Origin of the sequence: Streptomyces sp. NPDC002825, assembly GCF_040295385.1 — a bacterium.
In the GTDB taxonomy this organism is placed as follows: domain Bacteria; phylum Actinomycetota; class Actinomycetes; order Streptomycetales; family Streptomycetaceae; genus Streptomyces.
This window is the reverse complement of the sequence record NZ_JBEOVH010000057.1, coordinates 1-23,930: the sequence shown is the minus strand read 5'-3', so window position 1 is coordinate 23,930 and position 23,930 is coordinate 1. Positions and strand designations below refer to the sequence as shown.

The window sequence follows — 23,930 nt, the reverse complement described above, 5'->3', positions numbered from 1 at the left end:
ACGAACGGTGCCAGGGCCGTCTCGCACTCGCCGATGACGCGGGCGAACTCCGGCGAGGAGTCCAGCAGGGCCGTGGCCATGCCGACCCACTGCGAGCCCTGCCCGGGGAACACGAACACGGCGCGGGAGGGGGACACGCCGTTCTCGCCGTCGATCTCTCGGGAGGCCAGGGCGTCCAGACCGGCCAGCAGCCCGTCGCGCCCGTCGGCGGCGGGGACCACGGCCCGCGACTCGAAGGCGGAGCGCCCGGTGGCCAGGGAGAGCGCCACGTCGGCGGGGCCGAGCTCGGGCCGTTCCCGTACGTACGCGGCCAGCTGCCCCGCCGCCTCGGCCAGGGCGTCCGCCGTACGCGCCGAGACCACCCACGGCAGACCCGAGCCCTCCAGGGAGCCCTCCGGCGTGGCTTCCTCGGCAGGCTGCTCGACGGGCGCTTCCGCGAGGATGACGTGGGCGTTGGTGCCGCTGATGCCGAAGGAGGAGACACCGGCGCGCCGGGTCCTGCCTTCCTCCGCGGGCCACGGGCGCGGCTCGGTGAGGACTTCGACGCCGCCGGCGGCCCAGTCCACCAGCTTGCTCGGCTTGCTGACGTTGAGCGAGGCGGGCAGCTCGGCGTTGCGCAGGGCCATGACCATCTTGATGACGCCGCCGACACCGGCGGCCGCCTGGGAGTGCCCCAGGTTGGACTTGAGGGACCCCAGCATCAGGGGCTGCCCGTCGCGCTCCTTGCCGTACGTGGCGAGCAGGGCCTGCGCCTCGATCGGGTCGCCGAGCACCGTGCCCGTACCGTGCGCTTCGACGGCATCGACACCGGAGAACGACACCCCGGCGTCCTGCACGGCCGCGCGGATCACCCGCTCCTGCGCGGGGCCGCTGGGCGCGGTGAGTCCGTTGGACGCGCCGTCCTGGTTCACGGCCGAACCGGCCACCACGGCCAGGACCTTGTGGCCCAGACGGCGGGCGTCCGAGAGCTTCTCGACGACGAGCACACCGACGCCCTCGGCCCACGCCGTACCGTCCGCGTCCGCCGAGAACGACTTGCACCGGCCGTCGGGCGCGAGCCCCTTCTGGCGCGAGAACTCGACGAAGATGCCCGGCGTCGACATGACCGTCACGCCGCCGGCGAGCGCCAGCGAACACTCGCCGGAGCGCAGGGCGTTGACCGCCAGGTGCAGCGCGACGAGCGAGGACGAGCACGCGGTGTCGACCGTCAGGGCCGGACCCTGCAGGCCCAGGGTGTAGGCGACGCGGCCCGAGGCCACGCTCGACGTCGTGCCCGTGAGCCCGAACCCGGTGGCGGCCGCGCTCGCCTCGCCGAGCCGCGGCCCGTACTCCTGGGCGATCGCTCCGAGGAACACGCCCGTCGACGTGCCGTGCAGCGAACCGGGCGTGATCCCGGCCCGCTCCAGGGCCTCCCACGACACCTCGAGGAGCAGCCGCTGCTGCGGGTCCATCGACAGGGCCTCGCGCGGCGAGATCCCGAAGAAGGCCGGGTCGAACTCGGCGGCGCCCCGCAGGAAGCCGCCGTCGCGCACGTACGAGGTCCCGGAGTGGTCCGGGTCGGGGTGGTAGAGGCCGTCGAGGTCCCAGCCCCGGTCGGTCGGCAGGCCCGAGATGACGTCGCGCTGCTCGGCGACGACCCGCCACAGTGCCTCGGGCGAGTCCACGCCGCCCGGGAAGCGGCAGCCCATGCCGACGATGACGATCGGATCGTTGGTTCCCGCCTCCAGTTCACGGACCCGCTGACGGGACTGGTGGAGGTCGACGGTGAGGCGCTTGAGGTATTCGACGAGTTTGTCGTTGTCGGTTGTTGTCATGGTGGTGATGCCCCCGTAGGCGTTGTGGAGCCGTGCGTGCCCGGGTTTCGGGCAGGGCTGCCCGGGCGGCGTGCCCGGGGGCACGCCGCGCGCGGCGAACGGATGGGACGGGTGAGGTCCGGCGTCGCGGACCCGGGATCAGAGTTCGGAGTCGATGAACGCGAGGAGTTCGTCGACCGAGGCCGACTGGACCCGTGCGGACAGATCGTCCTCGACGGGGGCGCGCTGAGCCGGCACCCGGGCCGCGAGGGCCTGGAGGCGCTGGACGATCTCGGCGCGCACCTCGTCCTGGGTGTCGTCCGGCAGCTCGACGAGTGCCGCTTCCAGCCGGTCGAGTTCGACCAGGCCGGGTGCGGACGAGGAGTCGGCGGATTCGGTGGCGGATTCCGCTGCGGCCGGGGCCAGTTCGCCGTTGAGATGGCCCACGACCGCGAGCGGCGTCGGGTAGTTGAAGAGGAACGTGGCCGGCAGTCGCAGACCGGCGGCGGTCTGCAGTCGGTTCCGCAGTTCCACCAGGGTGAGGGAGTCGCAGCCCATGTCCTTGAAGGGCCGGTCGGCGGGAACCCCGGCCGCGGAGGACCGGCCGAGTACGGCGGCGGTCTGCACCCGGACGAGGTCGAGGAGCAGTTCCTCCCGCTCGGCCGCGCTCAGTACGGCGAGCCGGTCGCTCAGCGTCTCGGCCGTCCGGGGCGCGGCCGAGGCCGCCGGTGCCTGGGCCGGGCGCGGGGCGGCCGGTGCCAGGTCCCGCAGCACGGCGGGCAGTTGGGCGCCGAGGGCGCCGAGCGCCGCCCGGTCGAGAGGTGCGGGCACGAGCGCGGGGGAGTCCACGCGCAGGGCCGCGTCGAGCAGGGCCAGGCCCTCCGCCCGGTCGATGGGCGCGAGGCCGGTGCGGGCGATGCGCACCCGGTCGGCTTCGGACAGGGTGCCCGCCATTCCGGCGGCCCCCGGCCGTCCCGCCGTGTCCGCCCACATGCCCCAGGCCAGGGAGACCGCCGGGAGACCCTGGGAGGCACGGCGCTGGGCCAGGGCGTCCAGGTAGGCGTTGGCCGCGGCGTAGTTGCCCTGGCCTGCGCCGCCGATGACGCCCATGACGGAGGAGAACAGGACGAAGGCCGCGAGGTCCTGGTCCTTGGTCAGCTCGTGCAGGTGCCGGGCCGCGGTGGCCTTGGCGGCGAGCACGGTGTCGAGGCGCGCGGGAGTGAGTGCGCCGATCACACCGTCGTCGAGCACTCCGGCCGCGTGGACGACGGCCGTGAGCGGTACGCCGTCGAGGAGCCGGGCGAGCGCGTCGCGGTCGGCGGTGTCGCAGGCCGCGAGCGTGACCTCGGCGCCCGACCCGGTGAGTTCGCGGGCGAGTTCCTTCGCGCCCGGGGCGTCGGCGCCGCGGCGGCTGACCAGGAGCAGACGCCGGGCGCCGTGCCCGGTCACCAGGTGCCGGGCGACCAGTCCGCCGAGGGCGCCGGTGGCGCCGGTGACGAGGACCGTGCCCTCCGGGTCGAGAACCGGCGGAAGGGTGAGGACGACCTTGCCGGTGTGGCGCGCCTGGCTCACGTACCGGAAGGCCTCCGGCGCCCGGCGGACGTCCCAGGTGCTCACCGGCAGCGGCTTCAGCGCCCCCGACGACAGCAGCCCCATGACGGCCGTGAGCATCTCGCCGATCCGCTCGGTCGGCTCCTGGAGCAGGTCGAAGAAGCGGTAGTCCACCCCGGGGTGGTCGGCCGCGACCACCGCCGGGTCGCGCAGATCGGTCTTGCCCATCTCCACGAAGCGACCGCCGTGCGGCAGCAGCCTGAGGGAGGCGTCCACGAACTCGCCGGCGAGCGAGTTCAGTACGACGTCCATGCCGCGGCCGTCGGTGGCCGCGCCGAACGCCGCCTCGAAGTCCACGGTGCGGGACGACGCCACGTTCGCGCCGTCCAGGCCGAGGTCACGCAGCGCGTCCCACTTGCCGGGGCCCGCCGTGCCGTACACCTCCGCACCCAGGTGCCGGGCGAGCTGGACGGCGGCCATTCCGACGCCACCCGCCGCCGCGTGGATCAGGACCCGCTCGCCCTCGCTCAGACCGGCGAGGTCGACCAGGGCGTGGTACGCGGTGAGGAACACGATCGGCGCGGACGCCGCCTCGGTGAACGTCCAGTCGGCGGGCATGACGGCGACCCGCCGGTGATCGGTGACGGCCGTCGGGCCGAACGCCCCGGAGAACAGCCCCATGACGCGGTCGCCGACCGCGAGACCCGTGACGCCGGGTCCGACCTCGGTGACCACGCCGGCGCCTTCGAGGCCGAGCGGACCGGGATCGCCGGGGTAGAGGCCGAGCGTGCCGAGGACGTCGCGGAAGTTGACGCCCGCGGCGCGCATCGCGATGCGCACCTCGCCGTCGCCCAGCGGGGCCAGGGCCTCCGGGAAGGGTTCGAGGGCCAGGTGGTCCAGGGTTCCGCGCTCGCGCACCACCATCCGCCACGCGGCCGTGCCGGCCGGGGGCACCAGGGCTCCGCCGGCGGAGGCCGGGCCGAGCCGGGGCACGAGCGGAGCCCCGTCCCGGACGGCGAGTTGCGACTCGGAGGCGATCAGCGGCAGTGCGGTACGGCAGTCCTCCGCCGTCTCCACGTCGAGCAGGCCGACCCGGCCGGGGTTCTCGGTCTGCGCCGAGCGCGCCAGACCCCATACGGCCGCGAGGTCGGGGTCCGCGTCGACGCCCGCCGCCGTGGCCACGGCCGCCCGGGTGACGAGGACCAGACGGGAGTCGGCGAGCCGGTCGTCGCCCAGCCACGCCTGGAGCAGCGCGAGCGCGCGGTGCACGGCGGGCGGCGGGCCGGCGGCGGAACCGGGGTCCGGGGAGGCCACGAGACCCGTGACCGGCGCGAGGACCACCTCGGGCGCGGGAAGCCCCGCGTCCAGGGCCTTGCCCAGGGCCGTGAGGTCGTCGTACCGGAGACCGACGCCCAGGTCGGCGGAGCCGAGCGCGGCGGCCGACGGTGACGCACCCCCGTCCGCCGTGGCCGGCTTCCAGTCCAGGCGGTGGAGGGAGCGCGGGACGGCCACCTCCTCGCCGACCGGGCGCAGGACGAGCTCCTCCACCTCGGCGACGACCGCGTGGGACTCGTCGAGCAGGGTCAGCGACACCGCGTCCTGCCCCGTGGCGGTGATCAGCGCGCGGACGGAACGGGCGCCCGGCTGGTGGACGGTCACACCGCGCCACGAGAAGGGCAGCAGCCGGCGGCCCCCGTCCTCGAGCGCGGTCAGGACGATCGGGTGCAGGGCCGCGTCGAGCAGCGCCGGGTGCATCCCGTACGAGGCGGCGTCGGTGACGGACGCCGGAAGGGCGACCTCGGCGAACAGGTCGGTGCCGTGCCGCCACGCGGCGCGCAGACCCTGGAAGACCGGGCCGTAGGCGTAGCCCGAGGCCGCCAGTTCGTCGTAGCAGCCGTCGACGGGCAGAGCATCGCCCTCACCGGAGGGCCGGGCCGCGGCCGGCGCGGGAGCGCCGTCGTGCGGGGCGAGCGCGCCGGTGGCGTGCAGGGTCCACGGCTCGACGGCGCCGTCCGGCGTCTCGGCGCGGGCGTGCACCGTCAGGGCGCGCTGGCCGTCCTCGCCCGGCGCGGCCACGACGACCTGCACTTCGGTACGGCCGTCCTCGGGGAGCACCAGAGGGGCGACGAGCGTGAGTTCGGCGACCCGCGGCGTCCCCGTCCGCGAGCCGGCGCGGGCGGCGAGTTCGAGGAAGGCGGTGCCCGGCAGCAGGACCGAGCCGAGGACGGCGTGGTCGGCGAGCCAGGGGTGGCTGCGCCGGCCGAGCCGGGCGGTCAGGACGGTCTGCCCGGATTCGGCGAGCTCGACGGCCGGGCCGAGCAGCGGGTGCCCCGCGGCCCCCGTGGTGCCCTGCGCGGTCAGCCAGTACCGCTCGCGCTGGAAGGCGTACGTGGGCAGGGCGGGCGCCCGCCCCGTGCCGAACACGGCCCGCCAGTCGGGGCTGCGGCCCCGGACGTGCAGGGAGCCGAGCGCGGAGGCCAGGGTGCGGCGCTCGGACCGGCCGCGGCGCAGCACCGGGACGAACGCGAGCGCGTCGTCGTCCAGACACTCCTGGCCCAGGGCCGAAAGGACGCCGTCCGGGCCGAGTTCGAGGAAGGTCCGCATGCCGAGCGCGTGCAGGGCGGCCAGGCCGTCGGACATCCGGACCTCGTGGCGCACCTGCCGCACCCAGTAGTCGGCGGTGACCTCGACGGGCTCACCGGTGACCGTGGACACCATCGGGACCCGGGGCTCCCCGTGGTCGACCCCCGAGGTGACGGCGGCGAACGCGTCGAGCATCCCGTCCATGCGGTGGGAGTGGAAGGCGTGGCTGACGACGAGCCGGCGCGTCTTGCGGCCGAGGGCGGCGAACGCGGCGGCGACCTCCTCGACGGCCTCGACGTCGCCGGAGACGACGACGGCCAGGGGCCCGTTGACGGCGGCGATGCTCACCTCGTGCTCGCGGCCCGCGATCAGCGCACCGACCTCGTCCCGCGAGGCCTGGACGGCCGTCATGGCGCCGCCGGACGGCAGGGCCTGCATGAGCCGGCCGCGCGCGGCGACCAGGGTGCAGGCGTCGGACAGCGTGAGGATCCCGGCGACGTGAGCGGCGGCGAACTCGCCGATGGAGTGGCCGAGTACGGCGTCGGGGGCCAGGCCGCGGTGCTCGAGAAGCCGGTACAGGGCGACCTGGAGGGCGAAGAGGGCACACTGCGTGTTCTCGGTCCGGTCGAGCGCCTCGGCGTCGTGGAACATCACCTCGCGGATCGGCGGCATCCCCGGCACGGAGGCGCGGCAGGCGTCGAGTTCGGCGCAGACCGCGTCGAGCGCGGCGGCGAACACCGGCTCGGCCTCGTACAGTTCGCGCCCCATCCCGACGCGCTGACTGCCCTGCCCGGTGAAGAGGTAGGCGAGCCCGTCGTCGGTACGGGCGGTGCCGAGGACGAGGGCGGAGTGCGGTTCGCCGCGGCCGAGCGCGGTCAGCGCGGCGACGGCCTCCGTGCGGTCCTCGGCGGCGACGGCCGCGCGGTGGTCGAGAGCGGTACGGGTCGTGGCGAGCGCGCGGCCGAGGTCGGCGGTGGACACCTCGTCGAGGGTGTCGAGCGCGTCGACGAGCGCGCAGGCCTGCGCGCGCAGCGCCGGCTCGGTGCGCCCGGACAGCACCCACAGCGGGTGGGCGTCGTCGTCCCCGGCAGCCGTCGCGGGTGTGCGGGCCTCGGCGGGGGCCTCGGCGAGGACCACGTGGGCGTTGGTGCCGCTGATGCCGAAGGAGGAGACACCGGCGCGCCGGACCTTGCCCTCGGCGGCGGGCCACGGGCGGGGCTCGGTGAGGACTTCGACGCCGCCTGCGGCCCAGTCGACGAGTTCGGTCGGCCTGCCGACGTTGAGCGAGGCCGGGAGTTCGCCGTGGCGCAGGGCCATGACCATCTTGATGATGCCGCCGACTCCGGCGGCGGCCTGGGCGTGTCCGAGGTTGGACTTGAGCGAGCCGAGCACGAGCGGCTGCCCGTCGCGCTCGCTGCCGTAGGTGGCGAGCAGGGCCTGCGCCTCGATCGGGTCGCCGAGCACCGTGCCCGTACCGTGCGCCTCGACCGCGTCGACACCGGAGAACGACACCCCGGCGTCCTGGACGGCCGCGCGGATCACGCGCTCCTGCGCGGGGCCGCTGGGTGCGGTGAGTCCGTTGGAGGCGCCGTCCTGGTTCACGGCCGAACCGGCCACCACGGCCAGGACCTCGTGGCCCAGGCGCCGGGCGTCCGACAGCCGCTCCACGACCAGGACGCCGACGCCCTCGGCCCAGGCCGTGCCGTCCGCGTCCGCCGAGAAGGACTTGCACCGGCCGTCGGCGGCGAGGCCCCGCTGGCGTGAGAACTCCACGAAGATGCCGGGCGTCGACATGACCGTCACACCGCCGGCGAGGGCGAGTGAGCACTCGCCCGACCGGATGGCGCGTACGGCGAGGTGCAGCGCGACGAGCGAGGACGAGCACGCGGTGTCGACCGTCAGGGCCGGTCCCTGCAGGCCGAGCGTGTAGGCGACGCGGCCGGAGGTGACGCTCGGCGTGGTCCCCGTCAGACCGAAACCGGCGGCACCCGCACCCGCCTCGCCGAGCCGCGGACCGTACTCCTGCGCCATGACACCGGCGAACACGCCCGTCTGCGTCCCGCGCAGCGAGTCCGGGGCGATCCCGGCCCGCTCCAGGGCCTCCCAGCACACCTCCAGGTAGGCGCGCTGCTGCGGGTCCATCGCGAGGGCCTCGCGGGGCGAGATCCCGAACAGTTCGGCGTCGAACTCCGCGGCGCCTTCGAGGAAGCCGCCGTTGCGGACGTACGTGGTCCCCACGTGGGCCGGGTCCGGGTGGTAGAGGCCGTCGAGGTCCCAGCCCCGGTCGGCCGGGAAGCCCGAGATGACGTCGCGCTGTTCGGCCACGACGCGCCACAGCGCCTCGGGGGAGTCCACGCCGCCCGGGAAGCGGCAGCCGATGCCGACGATCACGACCGGGTCGTCCTCGCCGGTACGTGCCTCGGGCGCCGTGACGGCCTCGTGCGGGGCGTCGGCTTCGTGCGGCGCGTCGGCGAGCAGCGCGGCCAGCTCGGCGGGGCTGGGGTGGTCGTACACGACGGTCGTGGGGAGCCTGCGCCCGGTGGCGGTGACGAGCCGGTTGCGCAGCTCGACGACCATCGCCGAGTCGATGCCCAGCTCCTTGAACGTCCGCCGGGGCTCGACCTCGGCGACGGAGTCGTACCCGAGGACGGCCGCGGTGTGCGCCCGTACGAGCTCCAGGGCGGCCGGGCCGGTCAGGGCGAGGCTCGGCTCGGCCTCGTGGCCGTCCTCCGGGAGCGGGACGGCCTGCGCCGGCGGGCCGGCGGGCGTCAGGGGCCGGGCGGCGTGGGGCCGTCCGGAGATCCAGTGACGGCGGCGCTGGAAGGCGTACGTCGGCAGCTCGGCGCGGCCGGTGCCGGCGGGCAGGACCGTGGACCAGTCCACCTCAGCGCCGTGGCAGAACGCCTCGCCGAACGCCAGCAGCAGGCGCTGCCGTCCGCCCTCGCCGCGGCGCAGCGTGCCGAGCGCGGCGACGGGCAGGTCGGCGGCCTCCGCGGTCTGCTGGACGGCGAGCGCCAGCACCGGGTGCGGGCTCATCTCGAGGAACAGCTCGTGCCCCGCGTCGAGCAGGGCCCGTACGGCGGGCTCGAAGGCGACGGGTTCGCGCAGGTTGCGGTACCAGTAGTCCACGTCCAGCTCGGAACCGTCGAGGGCCGTGCCGGTGACGGTGGAGTGCAGCGGCACGGTCCCGGCGCGCGGCGCGATGCCGGCGAGTTCGGCGGGCAGCGTGTCGCGTACGGCGTCGACGTGCGGGCTGTGCGAGGCGTACGCGACGGGGACGCGCCGGGTCCTCACGGCCTCGCCGTAGTGCGCGGCCAGGGCGTCCAGGGCGTCCCCGTCACCGGCCACCACGGTCATGCCGGGGGAGTTGACGGCGGCCACGCTCAGGCGCGGGAATCCGGCCAGGTCCTCGCGGACCCGGTCGGCGGGCAGCGACACGGTGAGCATGCCGCCGCCGCGCCCGGCGAGCGCGCCGAGTGCGGTGCTGCGGACGGCGATGAGCCGGGCGGCGTCGTCGAGGGACAGGGCGCCGCTGACGGTGGCGGCGGCGATCTCGCCCTGCGAGTGGCCGACGACCGCGGCCGGTTCGACACCGGCCGCCCGCCACAGGGCGGCGAGTCCGACCATCACGGCCCACAGGGCCGGCTGCACGACGTCGTCGCGGTCGAGGGCGGGGGCGCCCGCGGTCCCGCGCAGCACGTCGGTCAGCGACCAGTCGCGGTACGGGCGGAGCGCCCGCTCGCAGTCCTGGACGACCTGCGCGAACACGGGGGAGTCGTCGAGGAGTTCGGCGGCCATGCCGGCCCACTGGGAGCCCTGGCCGGGGAAGACGAACACGGCCTCGCGGACGGCCCGGTGGCTGCTGCCCTCGACCGCGGCCGGGGTGACCCGGGCGTCGGCGACCGCGTCCAGGGCGGTCAGGAGCTCGTCGCGGCCGGTGCCGGTGAGGACGGCGCGGTGGCTGAAGGCGGTGCGGTCGTGGGCGAGGGCGCGGGCGACCTCGGCGGGGTCGAACGCGGGGTGTGCGGCGAGGTGTTCGCGCAGTCGGGCGGCCTGGGCGCGGAGCGCCTTGTCGCCGCGTCCGGACAGTACCCAGGCGAGGGAGTCGGGTGCGTCCGGGCGGTGTGCCGGTTCCGGCTCGTTCCCGTCGGTCGAGGCGGTTTCGTCCCGCCACTCGCCGAGGACCAGATGGCAGTTCGTACCGCCCATTCCGACCGATGTCACACCCGCGTAGAGCGGACCGTCGGGATTCGGCCACGGCCCCGTTTCGGTGGCGGCGGCGAGTCGCAGTTCCTCGAACGGTATCTGGGGATTCGGGGTCTCATAGTTGAGCGTTGGAACGATCTCCCGCTCTTTGATGCAGAGAATCGTCTTGACGAGTCCCGCGATGCCCGCGGCCCCTTCGAGGTGGCCGATGTTCGTCTTGACCGAGCCGAGCCGGAGAGGATTGTCCGGCGTGCGGGAGGAGGAGAATACGGCGCCCAGAGCAGAGGCTTCGATGGGATCGCCGACCCGGGTGCCCGAGCCGTGTAATTCGATGTACTGCGCGTGTCCAAGAGGTATACCGGAGTTTTCCCAGGCGTTGCGTATGACCTGTTCCTGGGATTTTCCGTCAGGTGTGGGAAGCGTGTCGCTCGCCCCGTCGTTGCCGACGGCTCCGCCGTGCAGCAGACAGTGGATGCGGTCCCCGTCGGCGATGGCCCGACCGAGGAGTTTCAGCGCGACCACGCCGCCGCCCTCACCTCGCACGTACCCGTTCGCCCGGGCGTCCAACGAGTAACATCGCCCGTCGGGCGAGAGACTGCCGAAGGCCGACAGGGCCTCGGTGCTCTCCGGTGCCAGGTTGAGGTTGACGCCGCCGGCCAGCGCCGTCACGGACTCGCCGCGGCGCAGGCTCTCGCAGGCCAGATGCACCGCGACCAGCGAGGACGACTGCGCGCTGTCGATCACCATGCTGGGGCCGTGGAGCCCGAGGGCGTACGAGACCCGGTTCGCGATGATGCCCCGGTGCAGGCCCGTCACCGTGTGCGCGGAGGTCGCCCCGGGGCCGGCCGCATGGGTGAGGGCCGTGTAGTCGTCGGCGATCGCGCCGACGAAGACCCCGGTGGCGGTGCCGGCGAGCGCGGCCGGGACGATGCCGGCGTCCTCGAGCGCCTCCCAGGCGAGCTCCAGCACGAGTCGCTGCTGAGGGTCCATCGCGGCGGCTTCGCGCGGGGATATCCTGAAGAACTCGGCGTCGAAGGTGTCGACCCGGGGCAGAAAACCACCCGGGCGCGGGGAACCGTCCTCCCGGACGCCGAGGTGTGCGCGATCCGCGGGTGGCTCCGCAATGGCGTCGCGGCCGTTCCTCAGCAGATTCCAGAATTCGGCAGGACTCGCACCACCGGGAAAACGACAGGAAAGACCGACGACTGCGACGGTACGGTCATCTGCCGCCCCAATGCGGGCATGGCGGATCATAGCGTTCTGCTCCCCCCGTGAAGCACGATCAGCGGCGTTGCCGACTCGGCGGCCCTGCCACACTCAATCTCGTTTCGGACCCTAGCATCGAGGCGGCGCTCCGTAAACCAATGGCCAGGGCGGGGAGTTGGTATGCAAAACGAATGCGACGAATAGCGACCGGGGGGCTTGCGCGGGATTCGCGAGACAGTCGTCTCCCGCCCGCGAACAGACGCTCAACGCCCGTAAAAAGGCATGCCCGAAACCTCCGGACCCGGTGACACCACCCTCCGGGACGCGCCGCGGGAGGGTGGACGTCAGGCCGGGGCAGGAGGCCGGAGATCCGGAGTCGGCTCAGTCGTGCTTCGCCGCCGGGTGCGCCTTGGTGAGGGTGCAGACGCCGTCCACGCACTGACGCTCCAGACGGCCCCGGGAGATGGTCTGCGCCAGGCCGACCATCCAGCAGGTGGGGCAGCCCTTGAAGGCGATCAGCGCCAGCGGGGCCGCGAGCAGGGTCGCCGGGCCGGCCACGGGCACCATGGCGATCGAGCCGATGATCAGCCCGAAGCCGATGACACCGCGTGCCAGATGGCGCGGGACGGACTTGCTCGCGAAGTTCGGCGCGGCGGACGGCGCGGCGACCCGGGTCGCCGACGGCGCGACCACCGGGGCCTGCACGCCCTCGGGCGGCTTCACGATGTTCACGGTCTTCATGGTCGTGAGTCTCCTTCGACTGGTCGGTCGATGGCCTGATCTGGTGCCTGGTCGCTCGCTTCCAGCGCGTGACGCAGCGCCGCGCGTGCCCGGTGCAGCCGCGACTTCATCGCCGCGGTGCTCAGGCCCAGCGTGCGAGCGACGGTCTTGCCGGGCAGGCCCTGGACGTCCCGCATGATCAGGACCTGCCGCTGGTCACGGGGAAGGGCGCTGACCGCGGCCGCGATCCGCTCCACCTCCAGCCGGTACAGCACCGCCTCCTCGGCGGACGGTTCCGCGCCGGCCTCCGGTTCGGCCGTTACTTCGTCACGTCGGGCGACGAGCAGCCGGACCTGCCGGAGGCACTCGTTGCGCACGATCCGGAACATCCAGGAGGCGAGCGCGCCGGTGGCCCGCAAGGTGCCGATCTTCCGGTACAGGATGATCAGCGCCTCTTGTGCCGCGTCCTCCGCGTCCTGCGGCGAGGCGCACAGCGATATGGCGAACTTGCGCACATGCGGCTGCGATTCCATGACGACGGTGGTGAGCGACGTGACGTCGCCGTCCTGAGCGGCCTTGATGAGCCGCTCGTCAGGCCAGGGGAAGCGTTGGTTCATGCGCTACTCATACCGGAAGGCGCCCCGCGCGCAGGCGCGGTCAGCTTCGGCTCTTGTTGAAGCGCCGCATCAGGTGCCAGCTGCACGCACCCACGAGCACCACGCCGACCACGATGAGGGCAGTGACCATAATTGCTGTTTCCTCCCGACTCGGTCCGGCCCGTTCGGCCGGTACACACATAAGAGACGGGGAGGTCGCGAGAGGATTCACCTCTCGCCGAAGTTTTTTTCGAACCGGTCCGGGCGCAGGTCAGACCGTCCGGGACCCGGTCCGGCGACCGCCGGACGGAGGGTGCGGAGCAGGGGCCGCCCTCACATGTGGGGCTGGCCGTAGTACCGGGCGAACTGCTCCAGGTAGGCGGGCTCGTCGGCGTACTTCGCCTCGTCGAAGTCCGGGGCGTCCTTGATCTGGTCCTTCGTGCGGTCGACGTACACCTTCTCCTCGGCGGTGTCGATCAGCTCGATGGTCCCCGCCGGGAGCAGCACCCGCCGGCCGAAGATCCACGCCCCCACGTCGACGACCAGGTACGACGAGCCGACGTCCTCGGTGTGCCGGTCGATCTTCCCGATGCTGCCGTCCGTGGCCTCGACCCTGTAGCCGACGAGATCGACGCCCTGCCGGTACCCGGTGCTCGGGCGGTAGTTCCAGATGTCGAACTCACTCATGGCGATCCCTCTCCGTCTCCATGGTCTCGTGGGCCGCCGACGCACGCACGCCGTCGCCCGCCCTGACCCGAACAGGTGAGACGTGTGTCCATTCGGCCTCCCGCCCCTTGCCGGCGCCGCCCGTACGGTCAGGCTGAGGGTGTGAGAGTGCCCCTGCTTCTCGGAGTGACGACGGTCCTGATCGCCCTGTCCGGCTGCGGCGCGCCGCAGTCACGCGTGGACGGAGCGACCGGTGCCGGCCGGTTCTTCGAGGAATCCCTCGCCGCCGGCAACTTCGGCGTCGCCTGCGAGCTGCTCGCCGAGGAGAGCCGCGCGCAGCTCGAGGAGGGCGAGAAGAAGCCGTGCGCCAGGGCCCTGCCTGCGCAGGAGCTGCCGCGCGGCGGCGCCGTGCGGGGGGTGGACGTCTACGGCCGGCAGGCGCTGCTCCGCCTCCAGGGCGACACCCTGTTCCTGTCGCAGTTCGACGAGGGGTGGCGGGTGACCGCCGCCGGATGCGCGGCCGAAGCGGGCGACATGCCGTACCACTGCGTACTGAGGGGGGCGTGACGTGCGGGCGCTGTTCGTCGTGTGCGTGGTGACCATCGTGGGCGGACTCGCCTACTTCAGCGTGATCGGAGCGATGCACCGGTGACGGCCGACCGGGCCCCGCAGGGCGGATTCTGGCGGACGAACAGCCTCACCATCGGCTTCGGGGTGGCGTTCCTGGTCGTCCTGGGCGCCCAGGCGGTCGCAGGGCGCGCGGAGTTCAACGAGCAGCTGGCCGTCGACGGGCTGCAGCAGATCGGCCTCGGCGAGTACCTGATGTCCTCGGACTTCGCCGTCGACGTCACCGAGAACTGGCAGTCGGAGTTCCTCCAGTTCTTCCTCTACATCTTCGGCACGGTCTATCTGCTGCAGCGCGGTTCCCCGGAGTCCAAGTCGCTGCACAAGGCGGGCACGGAGAGCGACCGCGAGCAGCGCATGGGTGACCACGCCCGGCCGGACTCGCCCCGCTGGGCCGGTACGAAGGACTGGCGGCAGACCGTGTACTCCCGGTCCCTCGGTCTCGTCATGGCCGGCTTCTTCGTGCTGTCCTGGCTGGCGCAGTCGATCTCCGGTGTGGCCGCCTTCAACGAATTGCGGCTGCGGCAGCTCCAGGCTCCTGTCCCCTGGTACTCGTACCTCGGCTCCGCCGACTTCTGGAACCGCTCCCTGCAGAACTGGCAGTCGGAGCTGCTCGCCGTGGCGGCCATGGCGATCCTCTCCGTCTATCTGCGCCAGCGCGGTTCCCCCGAGTCCAAGCCCGTGGGCGCCTCGCACGAGGCCACCGGCGTCGAGGGCTGACGCCGGCGCCGGGCGGACCGCTGGTCGGGGGGAGCGGCGTGGCCCTACCGTGGAGGGGTGGTCTCCCGTCCCGGCGGACTGAGGGCCCGGGCCGATCGGACGGTACGGGCGTTCCGACGGGTCCGGACCACGCGGACGCTCAGGGGGATACGACGGGTCCGGGCCGGTCACCGGTGGGCGCCGGTCGAGGAGCTCGGACTCTGGGAGCGTGCGCTGGGGTTCGCGGCGCTCGCCTTCCTCACCCTGGTGCCGCTCCTGATCGTCGTGTCGGCGGCGGGTGCGGGTACGGGCAGCGGGAAGGGCTTCGCGCAGTGGCTCGGTGACGGCATCGGGGTCTCGGACGAGGCCAGGGCCGAGATCGAGCGGCTCTTCGCGCTGCCGGGCCAGGTGCGGAGGGCCACGGGGGCCTTCGGCCTCGCCCTGCTCGCCGTCTTCGGCGTGACGTTCTGCACGGTGGTGCAGAGCGGATACGAGAGGGTCTGGGGCCTCCCGCAGGCCCCGCTGTGGGCCCGGTGGCGGCATGTGCTCTGGCTCACCGTGCTCCTCGGGCTCCTCTATGTGTTCGCGGTCTCCTCGTTCTGGCCGGAGGCGTCGGTGCGGGGGCTCGCCACCGCGCTCACCGGCACCCTGTTCTTCTGGTGGTCGCAGCGCTGGCTGACCGGCGGCCGCGTCGCCTGGCTCGCCCTGCTGCCCGGGGCGCTGTGCACCACGACCGGGCTGCTCGGGCTGCGGATCTTCTCGCAGTTCGTCTTCTCCCCGCTGATCGCGTCCAGCGCCGTCACGTACGGCCCGTTCGGCGCGTTCCTCGTCATCGAGACCTGGCTCGTCGCCGTGGGGGTCGTCGTGTTCGGCGGCGCGCTCGCGGGGCGCCTGATCGACGAGGAACTGCCCCGCGTGACGCGCGCGTGGAGACGGCGAGGGCGGCCCCCGGGGGCACCGCCTGCGGCGTGAAGCGCAGGCCGTATCGCGCCAACGTCCTTACGTGTGCGGGTGGTTGACGAAAGGTCTGGACCAACTTACGGTCTGCTGGAGCGCGCGCCAAGACCAGGACCATCCCCCCACGTCCCCAGGAGCACGCATGCCAGGCCCCCGGATCACCCGTGTCCTCGGAGCGGGGCTCGCCACCCTGCTCGCCGCCGCCGTCCTCGCCGGCCCCGCCGCCGCGGAGGACACGAAACAGCCCCCTTCCTCCGCCGCAGTGGACGACAAGTCCGCGCAGTCCCCGCCCTCCATCACCGCGGACACCTGCGCCCTCAAGCCGAAGCCCGCCGGAAAGGTGCTCCAGGGGTACTGGGAGAACTGGGACGGCTCGGCCAACGGTGTCCATCCGCCCTTCGGCTGGGCGCCCATCGACGACCCGCGCTTCGCGGCGCACGGCTACAACGTGATCAACGCCGCGTTCCCCGTGATCCGTTCGGACGGGACCGTGCTGTGGGAGGACGGCATGGACAGCACCGTCCGCGTCGCCACCCCGGCGGAGATGTGCCGCGCCAAGGCCGCCGGGGCGACGATCCTGATGTCCGTCGGGGGCGCCGCCGCGGGCATCGACCTGAGCTCCCGCGCCGTCGCCGACCGGTTCGTCGAGACCATCGTGCCGCTCCTGCGGGCGTACAACTTCGACGGCATCGACATCGACATCGAGACCGGTCTCGTCGGCAGCGGCAGCATCGGTACCCTGTCCACCTCGCAGGCCAACCTCGTACACATCATCGACGGGGTCCTGGCCCGCATGCCCGCCGGCTTCGGCCTGACGATGGCGCCGGAGACCGCGTACGTCACCGGCGGCAGCGTGGCCTACGGGTCGATCTGGGGCGCGTACCTCCCGATCGTCAAGAAGTACGCGGACAACGGGCGCCTCTGGTGGCTGAACATGCAGTACTACAACGGCAGCATGTACGGATGCTCCGGCGACTCCTACTCCGCCGGCACCGTCGCCGGGTTCGTGGCCCAGACCGACTGCCTGAACCGCGGGCTCGTGATCCAGGGCGCCACCGTCAAGGTCCCGTACGACAAGCAGGTCCCCGGCCTCCCGGCGCAGCCCGGCGCCGGCGGCGGGTACATGACGCCGTCGGCGGTGGCGCAGGCCTGGAACCACTACGGCGGCTCGCTCAAGGGCCTGATGACCTGGTCGGCCAACTGGGACGGCTCGAAGGGCTGGACCTTCGGCGACAACGTCAAGGCGCTCCAAGGACGATGACCGCCGCCGACCCCTCGCCTGTTACCCGTCGGTAGGCAATGATGGTGGGTGACCATCCACACGGGCCGGGGGCTGAGGCGACGGTGACGACGTACGACGAGAAGACCAGGGTGCACGCCTTCCGGGACGACGCCCTGGGAGAACACGACGCCGTCGGGCTCGCCGCGGCCATCCGCCGCGGCGAGGTCGGCGCCGCCGAGGCCGCCCGGGACGCGGCCGAGCGGGTGCGGGCCGTCGAGGAACGGCTCCACGCCGTCCAGGTGCACGCCGACGCCCCGGCGCCCGGCACCGGGACCCGAGGCGCCTTCGCGGGCGTCCCCACCTTCGTCAAGGACAACACCGACCACCAGGGGCTGCCCACCGGCCACGGCAGCGCCGCCTTCACCCCGAGGGCAGCGCGACGGCACGCCCCCTTCACCGGGCAGTTCCTCAGCACCGGCGTCACCGTGCTCGGCAAGACCCGGCTGCCCGAGTTCGGCTTCAGCCCGACCACCGAGTACGAGAACGCCGAGCCCGTCCGCAACCCGTGGAACACCGGCCACTCCGCCGGCGGCTCCTCGGGCGGCAGCGCCGCCCTCGTCGCCGCCGGCGCGGTCCCGATCGCCCACGCCAACGACGGCGGCGGATCCATCCGGATCCCCGCCGCCTGCTGCGGTCTCGTCGGCCTCAAGCCGACCCGCGGCCGGGTCGTGCCGAACGACCAGAGCCGCCGGCTGCCCCTGGACCTCGTCGCCGACGGGATCGTGAGCCGTTCCGTACGGGACACCGCCGCGTTCCTCTCCGCCGCCGAGACCTACTGGCGCAACCCGAAACTGCCGCCCGTCGGCCTGGTCGAAGGGCCCTCCGGACGACGCCTGCGCATCGGATTCCTCCTCGACTCGCCGAACGGCGTCGCCTCCGACACCGTCACCCGCGAGGCCGTCACGGAGACGGCGACGCGGCTCGAACGGCTCGGCCACACCGTGGAACCGGTCGCGATGGCCATCGACCCGCGCTTCACCGAGGACTTCCTCACCTACTGGGGCATGCTGTCCTTCCTCCTCGGCGCCACCGGCCGGAGCCTCGGCCCCGACTTCGACCGGCGCCGCATGGACGGCCTCAGCCGCGGGCTGCGCACGACGTACCTGGAGAACTGGCGGAGCACCCCGGGCGTGCTGCGGAGGCTGAAGCGGACGAAGGCGGCGTACGCGGCGGCCTTCCGCGGAATCGACCTGCTCCTCACCCCGGTCCTCGCCCACCCCGCCCCGCCGATCGGGCACCTCGCGCCGACGGTCCCGTACCCGGCGCTGATCGAGCGGATCCTCGCGTACGTCGCCTTCACCCCGGTCGACAACGTCGTCGGCACCCCGTCGATCTCCCTGCCCAGCACCCGGGCGACGGACGAGGGGCTGCCCGTCGGCGTCATGTTCTCCGGCCGCCCCGGAAGCGAACGGACCCTCCTGGACGTGGCGTTCACCCTGGAGGCGGACCGGCCGTTCCGCCGCGTCCAGGACGCGTGACCGTGCGGTGAGCCGCCGGGCGGGTTGAGGCAACAGGTCGAATTCCGGTCCGCCGGCCGAGTGCGCCGCACCGGCCGGCGGCAAGGCGTCCTCTACCCTCGGCCGGAACCATCGACCCGTCACGGAAGGGGAGGCTCGTGCCCTCTCGGCTCAACCCGTACATCACCTTCGACGGCGACGCCCGCCAGGCCATGGAGTTCTACAAGGAGGTGTTCGGCGGCACCCTCGCGCTCAACACCTACGGCGCCTCCTTCGGCGACAAGGACGCCGGAGACAACGCCGACAAGATCATGCACTCCATGCTGGAGACCGACAGCGGCTTCACCCTCATGGCCGGGGACGTCCCGCCGGGCATGCCGCACCAGCCCGGCACCAACATCGCCGTGAGCGTCAGCGGCGAGGACGACGGCGAACTCCGCGGCTACTGGGAGCAGCTCTCCGGCTCCGGCACGGTCTCCGTCCCGCTGGAGAAGCAGATGTGGGGTGACGTCTTCGGCATGTGTACGGACCGCTTCGGCATCACCTGGATGGTCAACATCACCAGCCCGGACAGGGCTTCCTAGCCGGAGACCCGTTCGGCGAGGCGCGCCATGGCCCGCTCCAGTTCACGGCGCGCCCCGAACGGCACGAGAGCGGCCCGCCCCGGGACGCGGACGCCGCCGGTGAGCGCCACCCGGGTCCGGCCGCCCTCGTCGACCGCCGCCATCCCGATGATCAGGAACCGGCTCTGCAGCCAGCACCAGCCCGGCCGCAGAACCCCGTGGAACCGGGCCCGCGGGCCGTAGCGGCTTCGGGCGAGGGCCTCGACCCGGTCGCCGTCCCGGCGCAGGACCCGCACCGACCGCATGTCGGGCTGGAACTCACCGAAGCCGCCCTCCAGATCGCCCATGACCGCCCACACCGCGTCGAGCGGCGCGGGCAGCACCCGCTCCACGATCCGCGCGCCCCGGACCCCGGCGCCCATCACCCGCAGCCGCCGCACGTCGTCGATCGCCATCCCGTCCCTCACGCGGACCACGCCCTTCGGAAGCTCTGCCGTGCCCGGTGCAACCGGGACTTCGCCGTGCCCGCGGGCACCCCGAGGAGCGCCGCCGCGGCCTCCTCGTCCATCCCCTCGACGTCCCGCAGCACGAGCACCGCCCGATGCGCCGGGGACAGCCGGGCCAGGACGTCGCCGATGTCGGCGGCCAGCTGCGGATCGCCGCGCTCCGGCACGTCGGGGAGCTCCGCCGGCCGCGCCCGCGCCGCCCGCCGCGCGACCCGTACCGCCTCCCGTACGGAGATCGCCCGCACCCACCCGTACAGCGCCTCGGGCTCCCGCAGCGACCGCAGCGAGGTGAAGACGGCGACCAGGGCCTCCTGGGTGGCGTCCGGCCCGTCGTCGAGGGCGATGGGACCGCAGATCCGGGAGATGTACGGGGTGAGGTGGTCGAGCAGATCGTGCAGGGCCAGGGTGTCGCCCCGCCGGGCGGCGCGGACGAGCGCGACACCCCGGTCGACGGGCCCGGTGGCCTCAGCGGGCGGCACGCAGGGCCGTCCAGCCGAAGACCAGGCTCAGCGGGGTGTAGAGCAGCGCGTTCAGCCAGGGGAAGACCGCCCCGGAACCGTCCCGCCCCACCACGATCCACACCACGCCGGCCGCCCCGCGCAGCAGCATCCCGCAGGCCACGGCGTACGTGACGAGCCGCGGGATACGACCGCGCACTCCCCGCGCCCGGGCGGCCACGGCGACCGCGGCGGCTCCTTCGACCACCGCGAGCGGCAGCACCACCGCGGGACCGAAGGAGACGACGCTCCCGAGCACGGCGAGTGACAACCCCCGCTCGTCGGCGGCGGGCCACGTCAGCCCGGTCGCCCAGTAGACGTGCACAAGCGCGAGAACGGCGAGCAGCACGGCGACGGCAAGCCCGCCGCCGACCGCACGAGGCCGCTCGATGTCGATGACCGCCATGGGATCCCCTCCGTATCGGGGTCGAGGTCGAGACCGGATCGGCGCCGTGGGCGCCGACACCTGAAGGAGGACCCGCCCGCTCGGAACGTTCCGTGTGATCCGGCTCACGTCACCCCGGCGCCACCTGTCCGATGTCCGCGCGGTCGGACCGCGCGCCTACCCGTCGCCGGTGCCCTGGGCCCGGGTGCCCGAGGCGGTCAGGCCGGCGCGGGCACGGTCGTACTGCTCGGGGTGGTCGGCGGCGTCGGGCAGGGAGAGGGCCGTCCGGAACTCCTGGTGGGCCTCAGCGTGACGGCCCGCCGCCGCATAGGTGCCGCCGAGCCGGGTGCGGACCTCCATCTCCAGCCAGGTGCCGGTGTGTTCGGTGAGGGTGGACAGCGCCTCGTGGTGGGTGTCGACGGCCGCGCGCAGCTCGCCCCGCACCTGTTCGGCGGTGGCGAGGCGGGACAGGGCCAAGACGTGCAGCAGGGCGTCGCCGGCCGCGCGGGCGAGGTCGGCCGCCCGGCGAAGCAGGCCGACGGCCTCCTCCGTCCGGCCCAGGGCCAGTTGGGCATCGGCGACGAAGCACAGGCTGCTGCTGATCGTGCGGGGCCGGCCGTTCTTCTCGGCGAGCGCGAGGGCCGAGAGGTACAGCTCCAGCGCCTGCTCGTGCCGCCCCTGCTGGTGGCGGATCGCGCCGAGGTTGCAGGTCACCACGTTGGCCAGCCAGTCGTCGCCGAGGGCCGCCGCAAGCCCGGCCGCCTCCTCCAGGTGTGCGGTTCCCTCCTCCACGCGGCCCTGCGTCCACGCGCAGACGCCGATTCCCGCGACGGCCCGGGCCCGCTCCCGCAGGCCCTTCTCGTCGTCGGAGGCGTGGTGCAGCGCTTCCGTGAACCAGGCGTGGGCCTGCCGGAAGCGGCCCTGGCGGACGTCGACGACCCCCATGCAGGTGCGGAGCGCGGACGGCATCCGCCGGTCGGCGGCCCGGTCGGCGCAGGGCAGGGCGAGTTCCAGGGCGGCCCGGCACTCGTGAGGAAGCCCCTGCCGCAGCATTGGGTCCACCAGGGCCTCCGCGATCCAGCAGGCGTGGTCGAACTCCCCGGCGGCGGCCGCGTACGCCACCACGTCGACCAGCTCCCCGCCCGCCGCGTCCAGCCACGCCGACGCCTCCCGCGGGTCCTCGAACGGAGCGCCGGAGGCGTCGGGGCCCGTCGGGAACGCGTCCGGACCCCAGTCGCCCGCGAGCCGGCCCGCCACGGTGTAGAGACGCAGGACGGCCGCGCGGTCCGCGGCCGCCTCTCCGGGCTCGGCGGCCGCGAGCTGCCGGGCGTGGGCCCGGACGAGGTCGTGCAGCCGGTAGCGGCCCGGATGAGGCTCCTGGAGCAGGCTCGCGTCGACCAGGTCCTCCAGGATCCCCTCGGCGTGCGCACGCGAACGGCCCAGCGCGGCGGCCGGACCGAGACCGTCGAAACGGACCGTCGGGAGCACGCCCAACGCCCGGAACCCGCGCCGCAGTTCGGGTTCGAGCCGGTCGTACGAGAGCCGGAAGGCCGCCTCCACGCTGCGGTCCTCCGCCCGCAGCTCGCCGAGGCCCCGCACGTCGTCGGACATCCGGCCCGCCAGGTACGACAGGTTCCAGGACGGGCGGTTCTGCAGCCGGGCGCTCGCGATCCGCAGCGCCAGCGGCAGACCGCCGCAGCGCCGGGCGAGCTCCGCGGCCGCCTCGGGCTCGCGGTCCGCACGGGACTCCCCGAGGAGCGCGCGCAGCAGTCCGACCGCGTCACCGGTGTCCAGGGGCTCCACCGTGAGCCTCGTCTCCGCGTCGAGGCCGGGCAGCCGCTGGCGGCCCGCCACGAGGACCCGGCTTCCCGGACCGGCGGGCAGCAGCGGACGGACCTGCTCGGCGCTCCGCGCGCCGTCCACGACGAGCAGCAGCCGCAGCCCGCTGGTGGCCGCCCGCCACGCCGTGACCAGGTCCGCCAGGCCGTCCGCGTCGTCCCGCTCGGCGGGGAGCTCTTCGGCGGCGCCCCGTACCGTGCGGAGCAGCCGGCGCAGGGCCCGGTGCGGGCCGGCGGCGCCGTGCGCCTCCAGGTCCACGAACAGGCACCCGTCGGGGTGCTCGTCGGCGAGCGTCCAGGCGGCACGCACGACCAGCGCGGTCTTGCCGACCCCCGCCGTCCCGTCCACCGTCATCACGGACACCGCGCCCGGATGGACGGGAGCGGTGAGCACGGCGAGCTCCGCCGCGCGCCCGACCAGAGAGGCGGTGTCACCGGGGAGTTCGTTGCGACGGAGAGGGACGGAGCGGCCGGGGGCATCGGGGCCACCCACGGGGCGGCCGTCACCCGCGGGGCGGGCGTCGGCGGGTCGGCGTGTGTCGCCGGGTTGGCCGGTGTCGACGGATCGGCGTGCGGCGACGGGTTGGCCGGTGTCGACCGGTCGGTGGGCGTCGGCCCGCGGTTCGGGGGTCCCCGCACGACCGGTGTGAACCGGCTCGACCGGGTCCGCGCGCCCGGCCCGCAGCCCGGTCGCGCCCCCGGCCCGTGACGCGGCCGCGCCCCCGCCCCGCGGGCCCCGGCCGAGGAGCAGCGCGTCGTCCCGGCGCAGGACCGCCTGCTGTACACGGCGCAGGTCCTCGCCCGGCTCCACGCCCAGCTCGTCGAGGAGCCGGGCGCGGGTCTCCCGGTAGACGGCGAGCGCCTCGGCCTGCCGCCCGCTGCCGTACAGCGCGCGCATGCGCAGGGCGGCGAGGGGCTCGTCGTACGGCAGCGCCACGGGCGCCGTCATGAGGCCGTCCAGGGCCTCCTGGTGGCGGCCGAGCAGGATGAGGCACTCCGCGCGCTCCTGGTGCAGGGCCTGCCGCAGCCGGACGAGCCGATGCCGCTCGGTGTCGGCGAGCGGGCCCGGCAGGCCGGGCAGCGGCTCCCCGCGGAGCAGCGCGAGCGCCCGTCCGCCCGCGTCGAGGGCGCCGGCGAGGTCTCCGGAGGCCTTCGCGTGCCGGCCGAGCGCCGCCTGCTCGGCGAGCTCGGCGAGGTCGGTGCGGGCCCCGCCGGCCTCGAAGCGGTAGCCGCCGCGCCCGCCGCCGATCACCGACCCGCCGGGACGGGCGCCCGCGGGGTCCAGTGCCCTGCGGAGCGCGTACACGTAGCTCGGCAGGACGCGGTGGCCCGTGCCCGGCGGTTCGGCTCCCCAGACGTCTTCGAGGAGCTGCCGGTACGTCACGAAGCCCGGGGCGCGCAGCACCAGGGCGGCCAGCACCGCCTGCCGCCGTACCGGACCGAGGGCGACCGGGACGTCGCCGCGCAGCGCCCGTACGGGGCCGAGCAGATCGATCCGCAGAGGCCCGGCCGCCCCTCCCGTCCTGCCTGTCCCACCCGTCACGCCCGGGCCGTGGCCCATCGGTTCCCCATTCACGTCCTCGCCCCACGTCCCCCGTGCGCGCGGTGTCCGCACCGCGTCCCAAGACCTTCGCTTCAGCAGCATTTCATCGGCCTTGCAGCGCGCCGCGTCAGGGTGGGCGCCGTCGGGTCGGGGGGGGCCGGGGGGGGGGGGGCGGGGCCCCGGGGGGGGGGGGGGGGGGGGGGGGCCGGGGCCACGGCGGCGGGCGGGCCCCCGGCGGGCGGCCCCCCCCCCCCCCCC

General features: G+C 74.2%; 15 protein-coding genes. 6 read left to right on the top strand and 9 right to left on the bottom strand.

The features are described from left to right. The 5 genes from ABT041_RS38040 to ABT041_RS38020 all read right to left on the bottom strand — a co-directional run. The coding region (locus ABT041_RS38040) for a type I polyketide synthase (RefSeq protein ID WP_351193500.1) at nt 1-1,814 on the bottom strand (1,814 nt) is incomplete at its 3' end. A 138-nt stretch (nt 1,815-1,952) separates the two neighbouring features. Continuing rightward, the gene (locus ABT041_RS38035; RefSeq protein ID WP_351193497.1) at nt 1,953-11,387 is read right to left on the bottom strand and encodes a type I polyketide synthase; all 9,435 of its coding nucleotides are present in this window, start codon (nt 11,385-11,387) and stop codon (nt 1,953-1,955) included. Nucleotides 11,388-11,720: 333 nt separating this feature from the next. Continuing rightward, the gene (locus ABT041_RS38030; protein WP_351193494.1) at nt 11,721-12,080 is read right to left on the bottom strand and encodes a hypothetical protein; all 360 of its coding nucleotides are present in this window, start codon (nt 12,078-12,080) and stop codon (nt 11,721-11,723) included. After that, nucleotides 12,077-12,676 (bottom strand): RNA polymerase sigma factor, encoded by a 600-nt coding sequence (locus ABT041_RS38025; protein ID WP_351193492.1) that lies wholly within the window; start codon nt 12,674-12,676, stop codon nt 12,077-12,079. The genes ABT041_RS38030 and ABT041_RS38025 overlap by 4 nt, the downstream gene beginning before the upstream one ends. Before the next feature lie 312 nt (nt 12,677-12,988). Next, the gene (locus ABT041_RS38020; RefSeq protein ID WP_351193490.1) at nt 12,989-13,342 is read right to left on the bottom strand and encodes a PRC-barrel domain-containing protein; all 354 of its coding nucleotides are present in this window, start codon (nt 13,340-13,342) and stop codon (nt 12,989-12,991) included. A 141-nt stretch (nt 13,343-13,483) separates the two neighbouring features. On the opposite strand from ABT041_RS38020, the gene ABT041_RS38015 reads away from it, so the two are divergent. From ABT041_RS38015 to ABT041_RS37990, 6 genes are all read left to right on the top strand, one after another. Continuing rightward, complete coding sequence (locus tag ABT041_RS38015; protein WP_351193488.1) at nt 13,484-13,888, top strand: hypothetical protein; 405 nt, start codon at nt 13,484-13,486, stop codon at nt 13,886-13,888. A gap of 81 nt (nt 13,889-13,969) precedes the next feature. Next, nucleotides 13,970-14,665: a DUF6766 family protein gene (locus ABT041_RS38010; RefSeq protein ID WP_351193486.1), complete on the top strand. Its 696-nt coding sequence runs from the start codon at nt 13,970-13,972 to the stop codon at nt 14,663-14,665. A 57-nt stretch (nt 14,666-14,722) separates the two neighbouring features. Then, nucleotides 14,723-15,616 carry a YhjD/YihY/BrkB family envelope integrity protein gene (locus tag ABT041_RS38005; protein ID WP_351193483.1) on the top strand — a complete coding sequence of 298 codons (894 nt, stop codon included), beginning with the start codon at nt 14,723-14,725 and terminating at the stop codon, nt 15,614-15,616. 127 nt (nt 15,617-15,743) lie between these two features. Continuing rightward, a complete protein-coding gene (locus ABT041_RS38000; RefSeq protein ID WP_351193480.1) occupies nt 15,744-16,862 on the top strand; it encodes a chitinase in 1,119 nt (372 codons plus the stop codon). Nucleotides 16,863-16,945: 83 nt separating this feature from the next. Then, the gene (locus ABT041_RS37995; protein WP_351193478.1) at nt 16,946-18,361 is read left to right on the top strand and encodes an amidase; all 1,416 of its coding nucleotides are present in this window, start codon (nt 16,946-16,948) and stop codon (nt 18,359-18,361) included. Nucleotides 18,362-18,498: 137 nt separating this feature from the next. Continuing rightward, nucleotides 18,499-18,924, top strand: coding sequence for a VOC family protein (locus ABT041_RS37990; protein ID WP_351193475.1), 426 nt, complete (start codon nt 18,499-18,501; stop codon nt 18,922-18,924). Here ABT041_RS37990 and ABT041_RS37985 read toward each other — a convergent pair. From ABT041_RS37985 to ABT041_RS37970, 4 genes are all read right to left on the bottom strand, one after another. Then, entirely contained in the window at nt 18,921-19,358 is a 438-nt protein-coding gene (locus ABT041_RS37985; RefSeq protein WP_351193472.1) for a hypothetical protein, read from the bottom strand. The two genes, ABT041_RS37990 and ABT041_RS37985, sit on opposite strands and share 4 nt — an antisense overlap. An 8-nt stretch (nt 19,359-19,366) precedes the next feature. Next, entirely contained in the window at nt 19,367-19,888 is a 522-nt protein-coding gene (locus ABT041_RS37980; RefSeq protein WP_351193469.1) for an RNA polymerase sigma factor, read from the bottom strand. Further along, entirely contained in the window at nt 19,875-20,312 is a 438-nt protein-coding gene (locus ABT041_RS37975) for a DUF3995 domain-containing protein (protein ID WP_351193466.1), read from the bottom strand. Before ABT041_RS37975 ends, ABT041_RS37980 begins: the two co-directional genes overlap by 14 nt. A 156-nt stretch (nt 20,313-20,468) precedes the next feature. Then, complete coding sequence (locus ABT041_RS37970; protein ID WP_351193463.1) at nt 20,469-23,672, bottom strand: AfsR/SARP family transcriptional regulator; 3,204 nt, start codon at nt 23,670-23,672, stop codon at nt 20,469-20,471. Nucleotides 23,673-23,930: the final 258 nt, after the last annotated feature.

Coding starts and splice junctions, on each gene's coding strand:
- ABT041_RS37985 (WP_351193472.1), bottom strand. CDS start 19,358: ATGGCGATCGACGACGTGCGGCGGCTGCGGGTGATGGGCGCCGGGGTC.
- ABT041_RS38020 (WP_351193490.1), bottom strand. CDS start 13,342: ATGAGTGAGTTCGACATCTGGAACTACCGCCCGAGCACCGGGTACCGG.
- ABT041_RS37975 (WP_351193466.1), bottom strand. CDS start 20,312: ATGGCGGTCATCGACATCGAGCGGCCTCGTGCGGTCGGCGGCGGGCTT.
- ABT041_RS38035 (WP_351193497.1), bottom strand. CDS start 11,387: ATGATCCGCCATGCCCGCATTGGGGCGGCAGATGACCGTACCGTCGCA.
- ABT041_RS38030 (WP_351193494.1), bottom strand. CDS start 12,080: ATGAAGACCGTGAACATCGTGAAGCCGCCCGAGGGCGTGCAGGCCCCG.
- ABT041_RS38025 (WP_351193492.1), bottom strand. CDS start 12,676: ATGAACCAACGCTTCCCCTGGCCTGACGAGCGGCTCATCAAGGCCGCT.
- ABT041_RS38000 (WP_351193480.1), top strand. CDS start 15,744: ATGCCAGGCCCCCGGATCACCCGTGTCCTCGGAGCGGGGCTCGCCACC.